This is a genomic window from Acaryochloris sp. IP29b_bin.148, from assembly GCF_028285565.1.
In the GTDB taxonomy this organism is placed as follows: Bacteria; Cyanobacteriota; Cyanobacteriia; order Thermosynechococcales; family Thermosynechococcaceae; genus Acaryochloris.
The window spans coordinates 1-13,857 of the sequence record NZ_JANQOY010000129.1 but is presented as its reverse complement, the minus strand read 5'-3'; the positions used below and the strand labels follow the sequence as shown (position 1 = coordinate 13,857).

The 13,857-nt window shown below is 47.7% G+C and carries 13 protein-coding genes; 8 read left to right on the top strand and 5 right to left on the bottom strand.

Translation table 11 applies throughout. The annotated features are described in order from the left end of the window. Window positions 1–129: 129 nt before the first annotated feature. Window positions 130–2,391 (bottom strand): bifunctional (p)ppGpp synthetase/guanosine-3',5'-bis(diphosphate) 3'-pyrophosphohydrolase, encoded by a 2,262-nt coding sequence (locus Q0986_RS12090; RefSeq protein ID WP_299410446.1) that lies wholly within the window; start codon window positions 2,389–2,391, stop codon window positions 130–132. Window positions 2,392–2,637: 246 nt separating this feature from the next. On the opposite strand from Q0986_RS12090, the gene Q0986_RS12085 reads away from it, so the two are divergent. The 4 genes from Q0986_RS12085 (at window position 2,638) to Q0986_RS12070 (ending at window position 7,694) form a co-directional block, all read left to right on the top strand. Next, window positions 2,638–5,232, top strand: a complete 2,595-nt coding sequence (locus Q0986_RS12085; protein WP_299410444.1) for a DNA polymerase III subunit alpha — start codon at window positions 2,638–2,640, stop codon at window positions 5,230–5,232. 28 nt (window positions 5,233–5,260) lie between these two features. Next, complete coding sequence (locus Q0986_RS12080; protein ID WP_299410441.1) at window positions 5,261–5,656, top strand: hypothetical protein; 396 nt, start codon at window positions 5,261–5,263, stop codon at window positions 5,654–5,656. A gap of 761 nt (window positions 5,657–6,417) precedes the next feature. Then, window positions 6,418–6,954 carry a hypothetical protein gene (locus tag Q0986_RS12075; RefSeq protein ID WP_299410439.1) on the top strand — a complete coding sequence of 179 codons (537 nt, stop codon included), beginning with the start codon at window positions 6,418–6,420 and terminating at the stop codon, window positions 6,952–6,954. Between the two features lie 164 nt (window positions 6,955–7,118). After that, window positions 7,119–7,694: a tRNA-(ms[2]io[6]A)-hydroxylase gene (locus Q0986_RS12070; RefSeq protein WP_299410436.1), complete on the top strand. Its 576-nt coding sequence runs from the start codon at window positions 7,119–7,121 to the stop codon at window positions 7,692–7,694. 39 nt (window positions 7,695–7,733) lie between these two features. Here the strand turns inward: Q0986_RS12070 and Q0986_RS12065 are convergent, their stop codons facing one another. Together Q0986_RS12065 and Q0986_RS12060 are read right to left on the bottom strand one after the other, a co-directional pair. Next, on the bottom strand, window positions 7,734–7,967 hold the full coding sequence (locus Q0986_RS12065) for a CTB family bacteriocin (protein WP_299410433.1): 234 nt from the start codon (window positions 7,965–7,967) through the stop codon (window positions 7,734–7,736). Between the two features lie 157 nt (window positions 7,968–8,124). Beyond that, window positions 8,125–8,358, bottom strand: a complete 234-nt coding sequence (locus tag Q0986_RS12060) for a CTB family bacteriocin (RefSeq protein WP_299410430.1) — start codon at window positions 8,356–8,358, stop codon at window positions 8,125–8,127. Window positions 8,359–8,564: 206 nt separating this feature from the next. Between Q0986_RS12060 and Q0986_RS12055 the strand changes: the two genes are divergently transcribed. Together Q0986_RS12055 and Q0986_RS12050 are read left to right on the top strand one after the other, a co-directional pair. Continuing rightward, the gene (locus tag Q0986_RS12055) at window positions 8,565–9,968 is read left to right on the top strand and encodes a hypothetical protein (RefSeq protein WP_299410427.1); all 1,404 of its coding nucleotides are present in this window, start codon (window positions 8,565–8,567) and stop codon (window positions 9,966–9,968) included. A gap of 37 nt (window positions 9,969–10,005) precedes the next feature. Then, a complete protein-coding gene (locus Q0986_RS12050; RefSeq protein ID WP_299410425.1) occupies window positions 10,006–10,596 on the top strand; it encodes a hypothetical protein in 591 nt (196 codons plus the stop codon). 340 nt (window positions 10,597–10,936) lie between these two features. Here the strand turns inward: Q0986_RS12050 and Q0986_RS12045 are convergent, their stop codons facing one another. Further along, window positions 10,937–11,869 carry a LysR family transcriptional regulator gene (locus Q0986_RS12045; protein WP_299410423.1) on the bottom strand — a complete coding sequence of 311 codons (933 nt, stop codon included), beginning with the start codon at window positions 11,867–11,869 and terminating at the stop codon, window positions 10,937–10,939. Window positions 11,870–11,977: 108 nt separating this feature from the next. Between Q0986_RS12045 and Q0986_RS12040 the strand changes: the two genes are divergently transcribed. Together Q0986_RS12040 and Q0986_RS12035 are read left to right on the top strand one after the other, a co-directional pair. Next, a complete protein-coding gene (locus tag Q0986_RS12040) occupies window positions 11,978–12,661 on the top strand; it encodes an SDR family oxidoreductase (RefSeq protein WP_299410420.1) in 684 nt (227 codons plus the stop codon). A gap of 9 nt (window positions 12,662–12,670) precedes the next feature. Then, the gene (locus Q0986_RS12035) at window positions 12,671–13,216 is read left to right on the top strand and encodes a DUF924 family protein (RefSeq protein ID WP_299410418.1); all 546 of its coding nucleotides are present in this window, start codon (window positions 12,671–12,673) and stop codon (window positions 13,214–13,216) included. A gap of 343 nt (window positions 13,217–13,559) precedes the next feature. On the opposite strand, the gene infC is transcribed toward Q0986_RS12035, so the two are convergent. Next, the coding region (gene infC, locus Q0986_RS12030; protein ID WP_299410416.1) for a translation initiation factor IF-3 at window positions 13,560–13,857 on the bottom strand (298 nt) is incomplete at its 5' end.

The following is a 13,857-nucleotide window of genomic DNA, read 5'->3' as shown; positions in this document are numbered from 1 at the left end:
TACTGAAGGCTTAGGGTGGTTTTGGCGTTACGGTTCTAAAAAAATGGCGATTTTCGCTCCATCATAGCCTATGCTTACCCTGATCATGCCACTATTGCTGCCTAGATCACCAGTACGAGTAGCGGTGCTTTAGTCCTCGATCTGACTAAGACGTCTGAGTTTGAGGACATCACTCATTTTTCGAATTTGCGCACACATTTGGTCGAGTTGATTGCAATGTTCGATATCTAGACCCAAATTAATCACCGCCGTTTGGCCGGGGAAGGTTTTGACTTGGGCATTATGGACATTGACTTTACTGTCGGTCAGGCGCGTCAAAATATCTTTAAGAATGCCTACCCGATCAATCACTTCAATTTGGATTTCGATAGGATAAGTGTATCGACGGCCTTGTGAGGTTTGATGGGCAGGGTTCCAACTCACAGGAATCAGCCGATCGCCTGGAATATTGCCAATATTCTTGCAGCCTTGACGGTGAATTGAGATACCCCGATTACTCAGGGTGACAGCCCCGATAATCGGCTCACCTGGAACAGGATGACAGCAGCCTGCCATATGGTAGACCAACCCTTCCACACCGGTAATCGGCGAGTCACTGGAACTAGGAAGGGGTCTGGGACTGGCTTGGGTGGGTAAATTAACATCCGTCAGACTTGAGGTTGTGGGCTCGGTATCAGCTTGTTGGCTACGAATCGTTTCCCGCAGGCGGTTAGCGACTGAATTTAGGGTCACTTCCCCATAGCCAAGGGCGGCCAGTAGGTCTTCAGGTGTTTGATAATTGCATCGATTGGCAACTATCTGCATCGGCTCAGATTTGAGTAGAGCGTCGAAGCCTTTTTTACCCAAGGCTTTTTCCAACATTTCCCGACCGCGCAAGATATTTTCTTCTCGGTGGGACCGTTTATACCATTGCCGAATGCGGTTGCGGGCGGCGTTGCTAGCGGCAAAATTGAGCCAATCCAGACTCGGGTGGGCACTCTTTTGGGTCATAATCTCGACAATATCGCCATTATCGAGGGGGGTATCGAGGGTCACCATGCGTCCGTTAACGCGAGCCCCAAAGCAGTGGTTGCCAACTTCCGTATGAATCCGATAGGCAAAATCGACAGGGGTGGCCCCTTGGGTGAGATCAATTAGATCGCCTTTGGGGGTAAACACATAGACTTCGCTGTCAAATAAATTGTCTTTGACGTTGTCTAGGTATTCTTGAGCGTCTTTGAGGTCACTTTGCCACTCTAGAAGTTGACGCAGCCAAGTGAATTTTTCGTCATTGGGACTCCAAGCCGTTTTCCCCGGCTGGTTGGAAGACTCTTTATATTTCCAGTGAGCGGCAATTCCATACTCGGCAATATGGTGCATGGCTTCGGTGCGGATTTGCACTTCCAGAGGCCGCCCCCCTAAGCCAATGACAACGGTATGGAGCGATTGGTAACGGTTAGATTTGGGCAAGCCAATATAGTCTTTGAACCGTCCAGGGATGGGACGGAAACAGTCATGGACCACCGCTAACGCGCGGTAACATTCTTCGTTGGTTTTGACGATTACCCGAACGGCGGCGACATCATAAATTTCATGAAATTCCTTCTGTTGCCGCTCCATTTTCTGGCTAATGCTAAACAGATGTTTAGGGCGGCCAGAAATTTCCAGGTGATTCGGACAAATGGGTTCCAGGCGATCATGCAGAATGGTGATCGCTTGCTCAATATGTTCTTCCCGATCCGTGCGCTTATCGGCAACCAGCTGCTGCATGCGCCGATAGGTATCGGGTTCTAGATACTTAAAGGCGAGATCTTCCAATTCCCACTTGAACCGCCAAATCCCGAGGCGGTTGGCTAGAGGAGCAAAGACGTCTCGCGTTTCTTGGGCAATGCGCCGCTGTTTGGCGGGGGGCAAATGCTCTAAGGTCCGCATATTGTGGAGACGGTCGGCGAGTTTAACCACAATCACCCGGATATCTTGGGCCATGGCTAAGAACATGCGCCGGAAGTTTTCGGCTTCCCGCTCGGTTTTGGTAGAGAAATTAAATTTAGAAAGCTTGGTGACGCCTTCTACTAGCTGGCGAACTTCTAGACCAAATTCCGCTTCGATGGTTTCGGGGGTGACGTCTGTATCTTCGACGACATCATGGAGGAAGCCAGCGGCGATCATGGCTGCGCTACCGCCTAAATCCCGGAGCAGCTCGGCGACGGATACGGGGTGGGCAATATAGGGTTCTCCGGAGGCCCGTCGTTGGCCTTCATGGAGTTGGTAGCCAAAATTAAAGGCGCGACAGATCAGGGTTTGTTCGGCAATGCCATCCTTGTCTTCAGCACCATCGACCTCCAGCATACATTCCTGTAGCCAAATAGGCAGTTCGAGATCGGTCGGTGAGACTGTAGCTTTCAGATTCATGCTACATCGGGGGGCGGAGAAGACAGTTAAACAAATCTTAACAGAGGCTTGACCCCTATGGATTAACTTTTATAAAAGTGCAATCTTAATTTATTTGTATAAACTCTATTCTACCCAACTCCAGGTTAGCTGCTGCAGGTGACGGGGAAACCCCTATGCAGTGGTCAATCACAAATAATGTCAGGACTGTAGTCGTTGGAATCGCAATCCGTTACCCTATAGCCAGGTTTAGCAAGGAAGTGGCCTATGTCTTTTGTGGGTTTACATATTCACAGTGACTATAGTCTCTTGGATGGAGCCAGTCAGCTGCCGGATTTGGTATCTCGTGCTGTGGAACTGAATATGCCCGCCATTGCCTTGACAGACCATGGGGTTATGTATGGGGCGATTGGCTTAATTAAGACCTGCAAGAAGCAGGGAATTAAGCCGATTGTCGGCAACGAAATGTACGTGATCAATGGCGATATCACCAAGCAGGAGCGTCGGCCTCGCTATCACCAGGTGGTGTTGGCGAAGAATAAGAAGGGCTACCAAAACCTGGTTAAACTCACCACGATTTCTAGCCTGCATGGGGTTCAGGGGCGGGGTATCTTCTCTCGACCCTGTATTAATAAAGACCTGCTAGAAGAGCACCATGAAGGACTGATTGTCACGAGCGCCTGCTTAGGGGGAGAAATCCCCCAGGCGATTATGAAAGAAAAGCCGGATATCGCTCGGCGGATTGCTAAGTGGTACAAGGAGCTTTTTGGCGATGACTATTATCTAGAAATTCAAGACCACGGCTCCCAGGAAGATCGGGTGGTGAACGTGGAGCTGGTGCGGATTGCCCAGGAACTGGATATTAAGGTTATCGCTACCAATGACTCCCACTTTATCTCTTGCTATGACGTGGAGTCCCATGATGCCCTGCTCTGTATCCAGACAGGCAAGCTGATCACCGAAGACAAGCGGCTGCGCTATAGCGGCACGGAGTATCTAAAAACTGCGGATGAGATGGCCCTGATGTTTCGGGATCATCTGACGGATGACGTGATTTCGGATGCGATCGCAACCACTCTAGAAGTCGCAGACAAGATCGAAACCTACGATATCTTTCGAGACCCCCAAAGTCCTGACTACGACGTGCCTGAGGGCTATACAGCAGAAACCTATCTTGAAGAAGTGACCTGGGATGGCCTGTTGGATCGCTGTAACTGCAAAGAGCGGTCTGAAATCACCGATACCTATAAAGAGCGCCTGGAATATGAGCTGGAAATGCTCCAGCAGATGGGCTTTTCCACCTATTTCTTGGTGGTATGGGATTACATTAAATATGCCCGCGACAACAATATTCCTGTAGGTCCGGGGCGGGGCAGTGCGGCGGGTTCCCTGGTGGCCTATGCTCTGGGGATTACTAATATTGACCCCGTTCACCATGGCCTCTTGTTTGAGCGTTTCCTCAATCCAGAACGGAAGTCCATGCCTGATATTGATACGGACTTCTGTATCGAAAAGCGGGACGCCATGATTGACTATGTGACCCGTAAATATGGCGAAGATCGGGTAGCTCAGATTATTACCTTTAACCGCATGACCTCCAAGGCGGTGCTCAAAGATGTGGCGCGGGTGCTGGATATCCCCTATGGGGAAGCAGATCGGATGGCGAAGTTGATTCCGGTGGCGCGGGGTAAACCCACGAAGCTGAAGGTGATGATCTCCGATGAGACGCCTGCCCCAGAGTTTAAGGAAAAATACGATAAAGATCAGATTGTGCGTCGCTGGCTGGATATGGCCATCCGCATTGAGGGCACCAACAAAACCTTTGGGGTGCATGCGGCGGGGGTGGTGATTGCCTCGGAACCCTTGGATCAGATTGTGCCTTTGCAGCGCAATAACGACGGGGCGGTGATTACCCAATACTTTATGGAGGATCTGGAGTCCCTGGGCCTGCTGAAAATGGACTTTTTGGGCCTCAAGAACCTAACGATGATCCAAAAAACCACGGATCTGCTGAAGCAAAATCGCCAGCTCGACCTGGATGTGGATCGGGTGCCGATGGATGACCCAGAAGCCTTCCAGCTCCTAGCGCGCGGGGAACTGGAAGGGGTCTTCCAGCTAGAGTCGTCCGGGATGCGGCAGGTGGTGAAAGATCTAAAGCCTTCCAATATTGAGGATATTTCTTCGATTCTGGCCCTCTATCGACCGGGTCCGCTTGATGCGGGACTGATTCCTAAGTTTATTAACCGCAAGCATGGTCGCGAAAGTATTGACTATCCCCATGATCTGATTAAGCCGATTCTGGAAGAAACCTACGGCATTATGGTCTATCAAGAGCAAATCATGAAGATTGCTCAGGATATGGCTGGATATTCTCTAGGGCAAGCCGATTTGCTGCGGCGGGCCATGGGTAAAAAGAAAATGGCGGAGATGGAGAAGCACCGCGAGATCTTTATTGAGGGTGCTGCTGAAAAAGGGGTCGATAAGAAGGTCTCCGAAAATCTCTTTGACCAAATGCTGTTATTTGCGGAATATTGCCTGAGTTATGACACGCCAGTGCTGACGTTGGAGTATGGTTGGCTGCCCATTGGTCAGGTGGTGCAGGAGCAGATTGAGTGTCAGGTGTTTTCGATTAATGAGCGGGGGCATCTGTATACGCAACCGATTGCCCAGTGGCATCATCGAGGGCAGCAGGAGGTGTTTGAATACACCTTGGCGGATGGTTCGAAGATTCAGGCAACGGCGGAACATCAGTTTATGACGACGGATGGGCAGATGTATCCGATTCAGCAGATTTTTGAGGAAGGATTGAGTTTGAAGCAGCTGCCTTTACCTTGGCAGGCAGGGTTGCAGCAGGCCAGTTAAAACTGTCCAGGAGATTTGGGGGTTGATTATGCGAACTGAGATGATGGACCCGATGCTTCAGGCGACTCCAACCTTTGAACCTGTTTGGAATGCGTTTTTAGCAGAATGGAATGATGGCAGAGAACCACTACCGATCTATCTCGTGTTCAGTGATTTAGCGAGGCATATAACCAAATTAATAGAGAATAGTTCAAAAGCAGAATTGGTAAAGGTTTTCAGAGTTGTTGAAATGTGGTGTGATGACGGGGATGACGAGGTCCAAGAATCAGTCACCGTTGGTTTGCTAGAGGATTTGCATAATACCAATGTGGTTGGCATGGGTAAACCTGAAAAGATAGAGCAATATCTTGGCCCTCAATCGAAGCGAGGGTGGCAAAAGGTGCAATCTTTTTGGGCCAAGGGAGAACTGATTAGTGACAATTAGAAGGAGATATTGGCATGGCACAAGAATTTATCACCCAAGAGCATATCGGCACAGATGGTATATTGCATCGGGAGCGTGTCACCTTTTTGAGAGAATATTCAGACTGCGCTCAAGCCCATTGATTTCGTAGTGGTTGAGACATGTAAAACTAGAGAATTTATTTTCCTTTCTAAAAGGTGACACGCTCCCTATTGCATCTCAATATCGACACAGCACTTCAAAATACCGATGTTGCTGTCAAGGTTGTTGTTGAGCCCAAAGCTGATCAGCAAGCATCATTAGACCTCACTAATAGAGTCCAAGCAATGGAGCAGTATTTTGCTACTCCATTTCCACAAATACCAATTCTTTCCAACACAGCTAGTAGCCGAGAAGAAATCTATGGCGAATGTGGATGAAGATTCTGGTAGATACCAAACGTTTTATGGTGTGAACAACTCAGGCCTACAAACGTTTCTCTCTATGGATAAGTATTGACTATCCAAAATTTATTTCCTCAGTATAAGTTAGACTCTACTATTGGCTGACACTGATGAGAAGAGGTTGAGGAATTCTAGGAACAGTAGAATTTTTTAAATGAAGATTATTTATTTGTTGCAACGCTAACTTTTGCTCATGTTAAATATGAGTTAATATGTCGTTTTAGAATTAGATCGATCAGATAGTTTTCTCATGGAATTATTAAACTAAACTTCTCCACTCTTGTGTAGCCTAAAAAATCTATTTCGGATTTCTCTTTTTGAATTTTTAATCTCATTAATATGAATCAGAATCAGATTGAAAGTAACAAAATCATTAATATGATGAGGCAACATATTCGAACATATATCGAACAGCCAAATGTTGTCTTTGGTGATATGCCAATTTGTCCTTTTTCTGCGAAAGCTCATCAAGGGAATAAGGTTAACTATATTGTTTATGATTTTCAGCTTTCTGAAAGCTTGGATATAGATTCTGGCTTGTTGGATGTGATTAAAGAGTTTTCAGGGAATGAGTCTAGTGAGGTTTTGATAGTAATTCATCCTGACAAGCAAGCCTTGTCATTAGAAGAAATGGTGAAGTTTATGCAGGGTTTAAATAAGATAATCGATTCGTTTGGATTAATTGCATTTAGTGGGCATCCGCTTGATGAATTTAATATTAAGGGTGTGTTCACTAGACGAGATCCCTATATAAGCTTTACAGTTCAAGATAGAAACACACTTGAATCTTTTTCAAAAAAATTAAAAAATACAGTTTATTATGATAATTGGACCCTAGAGAATTTGAATTCTCTTCAGTTCTCAAACAGCCTCTGAGTGATATAACGACTCCTTCCTCGAAGGGCTGACCACATACCCTATAGTTCGATAGATCGAGGCGAGTAGAGAGTACGGTACGTCAACACAATATTTAGCCAACTGCGAAGCGATATTCTCCCCGAAGATCGCGATAATGGATCAAGTTCATCCTGGGAAATGGTGTGACGATACCTCTAAAATGTGACAGCTCTGAAGCCTGGCTGCAAGCTGTTTTAGCTGACTTTAATACCTTCTTGCTCGATCATGCGGCTAATGAAAAGAAAGCATCCGGTGTTGCCCTTAACCTTGCCGCCCACTATCCCGACAAGCCGGATTTAGTGACAGCCATGATTGACTTGGCGATCGAAGAGCTCAGTCATTATCGCGATGTTTTTAAACTGATTCGGGAACGCCATCTGTCTCCCCTGCCGGATCAAAAGGATGTTTATGTCAATCAGCTGCGCAGTCTGATCCGTAAGGGGTCAGAAAACTACTTTCTAGATCGCCTGCTGATTGCCGCCATTATCGAAGCCCGAGGGTTAGAACGATTCACCAAAATTGCGATAGCGCTACCAAATGGCCCTTTAAAGGGGTTTTATCAAGCCATTGCTCATTCTGAGGCTCGGCATGCGACCTTATTTCTAACGTTAGCGGAGCAATATTGTGCCAGCGAAGCGATTTCACCGCGTTTAGAGACGCTATTAACCCACGAGGCCCAGATTCTGACCGATTTACCCCATCGAGCTATGCTCCATTAGCATGGGGGTGAGCGATAGTAATTGCTTTAGTCTTGAGAACTAGTCAACCGCACCAAACTGAATACTCTTGGCATCGGTATACACTTCTTGATTGGCTGCATCAATGGCACCAAAGGACGCTGAACCACCAGGGCCTGAAGCGGCACCCCCGACAGAGCTCAGCAACTCAGTATTGGAATAGAAGGATGTAGCGTTGATATTAAGCGTAGTAACAGCACCACCGGCAACGAGTTCTTGCTGTTGATCAGATAGCTCAGTAAATAATTCAGACATGGTTTTACCCCGCAGTAAGTAGATTTGAATTCAATCTGGGGGCGACTAAACGTGCAAACTTTCATGAGTGAGCGTAAGAAATGAGTGACGCATTCCAACTCATTCGACTGTTTAGTCGCCTTGCCGTTAATGTTGGTGACTGGACTCAGTGTTGAGATTAGTCAACCGCACCAAACTGAATACTCTTGGCATCAGTAAAGATTTCTTGGTTAGCACCAGCAATATTACCTGCAGCAGCTGAACCACCCGGAGTGGAAGCAGCTAATCCATTAGAACCCAACAACTCAGTATCAGAGTAGAAGCTTGTGGCATTGATATTGAGAGTGGTAATGGCTCCACCAGCAACGAGTTCTTGCTGTTGATCAGACAATTCAGTAAATAATTCAGACATGGTTTGACCTCAAAGGATAGATGATGAATGGCGCTTAGAGCGCGTATCAACTTGTTACTGAATGTATTAGACCATCCGGTTTTGAGTCATTCAGTGATGTCTGAGACGTTTCACGGTGATTGAGGACACATCTAAAGTGCTGTGGGTGTGTCTATCAGCAGAGACTTGTACTTAGGGGTGACATAAGGTATCGTGCGATCGCACAGTTGCCCCGCACTTCTTTCATGGTCGCCCAAGGCATTGATCGTTATCTAGAACGCTATGCCGAACCCATGGTCAGCGAGTTGAGAGAGGATCTCCAAACCGCATTGCATTCAACCTATGCATATGTCTTAGTCATTCCCCTCTTTGATGAAGCGCTCAACTGCCTCAATACCGTCCTCCCCGCTGGCATGAGCCATACCCTGACGATTGGCGTTGTTAATGCTGCGGTGGATGCAGACCCGGCTGCGATTCTGCGCACTCAAGCCTTTTTGGCACAATTTAGCCCCCAGTCTCCCGGCACGGTTATTCATCAGTCCTCAGGCAACACCTTGCTGCTGATCGATTGCTGTACCGCTCAGCGACAGCTGCCCCGCAAACAAGGGGTTGGTCTCGCCCGTAAAATTGGGGGTGATATCGCTTTAGCCTGTATTGCAGATGGCAGGGTGGATAGCCCCTGGATTCACTGTACAGATGGGGATGTGGTGCTTCCTGATAACTACTTTGAGACGCCAAAGTTGGCCCCCGATGTGGCAGTAGCTATTTACCCGTTTTGCCACCACCCTCCTCATGACGATATTGTGCGGTACGAAATATCGCTCCGTTATTACGTCACTGCCTTAGCGCAGGCAGGCTCACCCTACGCTTTTCAGACCATTGGGAGTTTGCTCAAAATTAATGCGGCTCACTATGCAATGGTGCGAGGATTTCCCAAACTTCAGGCTGCTGAAGATTTTTACATGCTCAATAAGCTCGCTAAAACGGGCAAAGTGATCCGTTTGAACCAGCCTGAAGTGATGCTCTCTTCCCGGATTTCCCAGCGAGTCCCGTTTGGGACAGGGGCTGCTATGGCTCGACTATCTAGAAACGAAGCGATGCACCTGTATCATCCCCAGATTTTTATTGCATTACACCGTTGGCTACAGCTTGATCAGTGGTTGTGGGATGAGCTGCGGGCCATGTGCTCTGAACCGTCTGAGGTCCACACACATTTGCACATGTGGTGGCAACAACAAGCGCTAAGCGACGCTTTATTGCAAACCTTACTTTATCTCAAGGTGGATCACGCACTGGCGCAAGCCTTTCGACAATGCCGCGATTTCACGCATTTTCGATTCTTCTTACACGTTTGGTTTGATGCCTTTCGAACCCTCAAATTTATCCACTACCAAAGAGATCAGTATTGGCCTTCTCTAGAGATTGTGGAGGCGATGGTCCAGTCTGGGGAAGGACAGCCCCAATTCCCATCAAAATGCATAAAATATTCTTCTGCTGAGAGAAAACAAGCAAAATGGCAGTCTTCTCAAGATTTTCTCAATATTTTGCAACACTTACAATGGAAAGAATCGCGGCTACCTGCAGCGGTCGGTCCAACTTGTTGGAAGAGCACCCATCGCAGTGATGGCTAGCCTCTAATCTATTGATCTGAGTTCTAGAGGGGATGTTATGAAAATAGCAGACGAAGAGTATACACTGAGCGTTCTCAAGATGGTGGTTAATGCGGATCTGGATAATACTATTTCCACTTCCATCCAAGATCTTGCATCGCTGGAATCAAACCGAGACCAAATCGTTTGGAAAATTGCTACACGCATTTATACCCATAGTGGCCATAAAATTGAACTGCCTATTGTGCGTGATCTCGTTGATGCTCGTATTCGCGACCTCAAACGCCAATTAGCGCAACCACAAAATCCTCATGAGCAGATCCAGCAAAAAGTGTCCACGGCCACCGAGGTCGAGTCAGCGCGAGTCATCTTTATAAAAATTTGCTCGATTATTTGTCGATGTACTGAGATCAGCTCCAGTCGAGTCAGCATGGATAGTCGAATTGGAGAGTTAGCGAATAAGCAAGAGCTGGCTAAAATTTGGGTCAACCTTGAAGCAGTCTTTGATATTCATATTCCAGAGCAAGCAGCGGCAGAGCTCCAAACCGTTAAACATGCTGTTGACTTTATTGCGAATCGGCAAATGATGAAACGGCGGCAGAAATCTCAGCCCTTAAGCAAAGCGCTCGTGTCCTTGGCCCTTAAGTAAAGCTGGGAACGGCTGTTCTATCTGGCCTGTTTCTGAACCGGGTGTCCATTGCTAACCAGGCTCCACAGACTCAGGACAGTAACTCTGCCTGTTCTAGCAACCCAATACTCTCCCTCTTTTGTCACTCTGGCCAGATAGAATCTGTAATAAAGGGGCAAAAGAGGGATGCCTTTGAGAAAACAGTATAGCTTTTGGCTGAGTCCCTGCAGGACGATTCACCTCAATAGCGTCGCAAGATTTACCTGTTTGCAACTGAAGACAGAGATGCGATCGCAAAAGCAACCGTTCCAGAACTCCAGAAATTATTCCCTACCCGTAAGGAAGCCAAAGTCTGCGCACCTCAATATCTATCCATGGTGTTCTTAGGTGAGATCTCCAAAACCTGCTTACAATGAACCTTCAAGAAATCAAGAAACGCCCTAACTCTCGGAGACAGGTGCTGCCTGTGAGTAACCAGCGCATGAACCATAAAACCCGGTTGTAACTGATCAGGAAGAATAACCTCTAGCTGTTGTTCTTCAATCTCTTTTTGAATTTGAAATCGCATTAGCCGAGTAATCCCTAATCCTGCAACTGCTGCATTCAGCAGCGCACCGCCGTTATCAGCATTGAAAGTCCCTTTAACTGGAACGGTTTCCCACGCTTCATTCACAAAGAAGTCCCAGACAACCGGACGACCATTGAACACATAGCACAAACAATTGTGATGCAGCAGGTCACCCAGACCTGTAGGCCTGCCGTGGGCGTCAAGATAGTCCGGTGAGGCGCAAAGCGCGAAGCTGGCATGACCGAGATGCGTACGAATCAAGCTAGAGTCGTCTAGGTCGCCTAATCGAATAGCAACATCAATTCCTTCAACAACTAGATCAACCAGGCGATCGCTTAGACGTAAGTCGATTTCTACTTCTGGATATAAAGACATAAACTGCGGAATCGACTGTACCAGCAGCCACTGGCCGAAGTCGAGTGAAGCGCTGACGGTGAGCTTTCCTTTTGGCCTACCGCCTGAGAGGATGCTTTGTTCAGCGGCCTCTAGTTCTCGCAATAATCTAGCGACCTCCTCGTAATAGGTGGTGCCTTCCGGTGTCAAGTTAAGCGAACGGGTCGTTCTTTGTAGAAGTCGGATACCAAGCCGATTCTCTAGCTTTGCAACCCGTTTGCTAATTGCAGATGGCGTTGTACCCAGAACCCGTGCAGCGGCACTGAAGCTATTAAGCTCTACGCTTTCAACGAAAGCCAGGAGTTCAGGTAATTGATTGTGAATTGCTAACATTATGTCTTTTCAGGCACAAGTGCTGTGCCCAAATGCATACTTCTCTTCTTTTTAAGCACAAATTAGCATGATCGTAAACATTTAAGTTTTGAAGAAGGAAACCTGACTATGCCTACCTATCTACTCATCGGCGCAAGCCGAGGTATTGGCGGTTCAACCGCTCAGTATTTGGTGTCCAAAGGGGCCGAGATTCTGGGCGTTTCAAGATCGCCAGCGATCGCTGGTACCTGGATTGAGGCGGATATCGGAACAGATCAGGGCATAGACCGTATCGCAGAAGCGGTTGGCGATCGCACCCTAGACGGGCTGCTGTTTCTCGGCGGAGCTTGGGAGAAAGGAGCCTTTACGGAAGAGTATGATTTTGTGTCTAGCCCTAAAGATGAGGTGCGATCGCTCATTTCAGTTAACCTCATTGCCCCCATCTTGCTGGCTCGGGCACTTGCTCAGAATCTAGCAAAGGCGGAAAACCCTAGGATTATCTTGAACGGCGCGCTCTCCGGGCTTCCAAATGCAGCAACACCAGAAGTTGCCAATACAGCTACCAAGTTCGGCATGCAGGGCGTCGCACAGTCGCTGAATATGTCCTTACGCGCTTATGGTATCGGTACAACGGTTGTTAATCCAGGCAATGTAGCGACGCCCGAAGTCATGGAGGATATTGCTGAAGGACGTTTCGGGAACCAAGTACCTATCCCAATCGAAGACATCTTGCATACCTATGAGTACATTTTGCACTTAAGCGCTAGCACCGTGCCCGTTGAGATCAATTTGGCTCAGAAAAAGCCTGGTTAGGAGTAAAGCATGCTGACCGAGTCAAACAAAATCTTGAATTTTTGGGCAGACGCAGGACCGGAGCGGTGGTGGAGCAAAGATCCGTCATTCGACGCATTAATATTGAGCCATTTTGGACGCTTGCATCAGCGTGCTGCGATGGGTGGCTGCGACGATTGGGAGTTTCAAGGTCCAAATGCTGCCCTGGCATTGATCATCGTGCTTGACCAGTTCTCCCGAAACCTGTATCGAGATTCACCTGCTGCCTACGCCTGTGATGCAAAGGCATTAGCAATAGTTCATCGGCTCATGAAAAACGGCGATGATAGACGGATGCGCGATGATATTGGTCAATTTTTGTACATGCCGCTTATGCATTCCGAGAACTTGTCCGACCAAGACATATCGGTTCGAGAGACAGCACGTATTGAAGGCCCGGACGATCTGAAATCGGCACATCGGCATCGAGATATCATCGCGCGTTTTGGTCGATTTCCGCATCGCAATGCCGTGCTAGGGCGTGTTAGCACACCCGCTGAGATCGCGTTTCTGAAGAACGGTGGTTTTTCCGGTTAACTACTGCACTTCGGGCACTTTTTTCTTTCTAGCCATGGTACGGTCTCCTAGTGTGTTTGAATTCTAGACCGCTTACACAAAACCCTGATCAGCCGAAGCCTCTAAACACATTCTGCTCAAACATGGCTATGCTGAAATCCCCAATGACACCCAACCTAAACTGACCAGCTACGACGATGGTGATTGGGTCTTCTTTCGAACGACAGTGCCATAACAATACCCAGCCAAATAAGTCAGCGGTTAGAGTGCTGCATTTCACAATCCACACTCCAACCGCCAAATTCTAATTGCTGATGCTGATTTATTCTTTACTTGCCTTCATTTAGAGAAGGCAAGGTCGGCTTTATGAAGGTACAAGCTGCACAATCAACGCTCGTCGATCAAAGATTTGAACCTCACCCACCTTACTTAAATCATCGATCACTCTCTGCAGTAAATCGGTAGCGCGATCGCGATGTTGATGCTCTCGGCCTCGCAAACGGACTTGGAACTTAACACTGTCCCCTTTCTCTAACCATTGCAACGCCCTGCTAATGCGAACCCCATAATCAGCCTCACCTACATTGGGGCGGAGTTTGACTTCTTTGAGGGAAGGTTTGGAAGAAGACTGTTTCTGCTTTTTTTTCTGCTCGTATCGATAC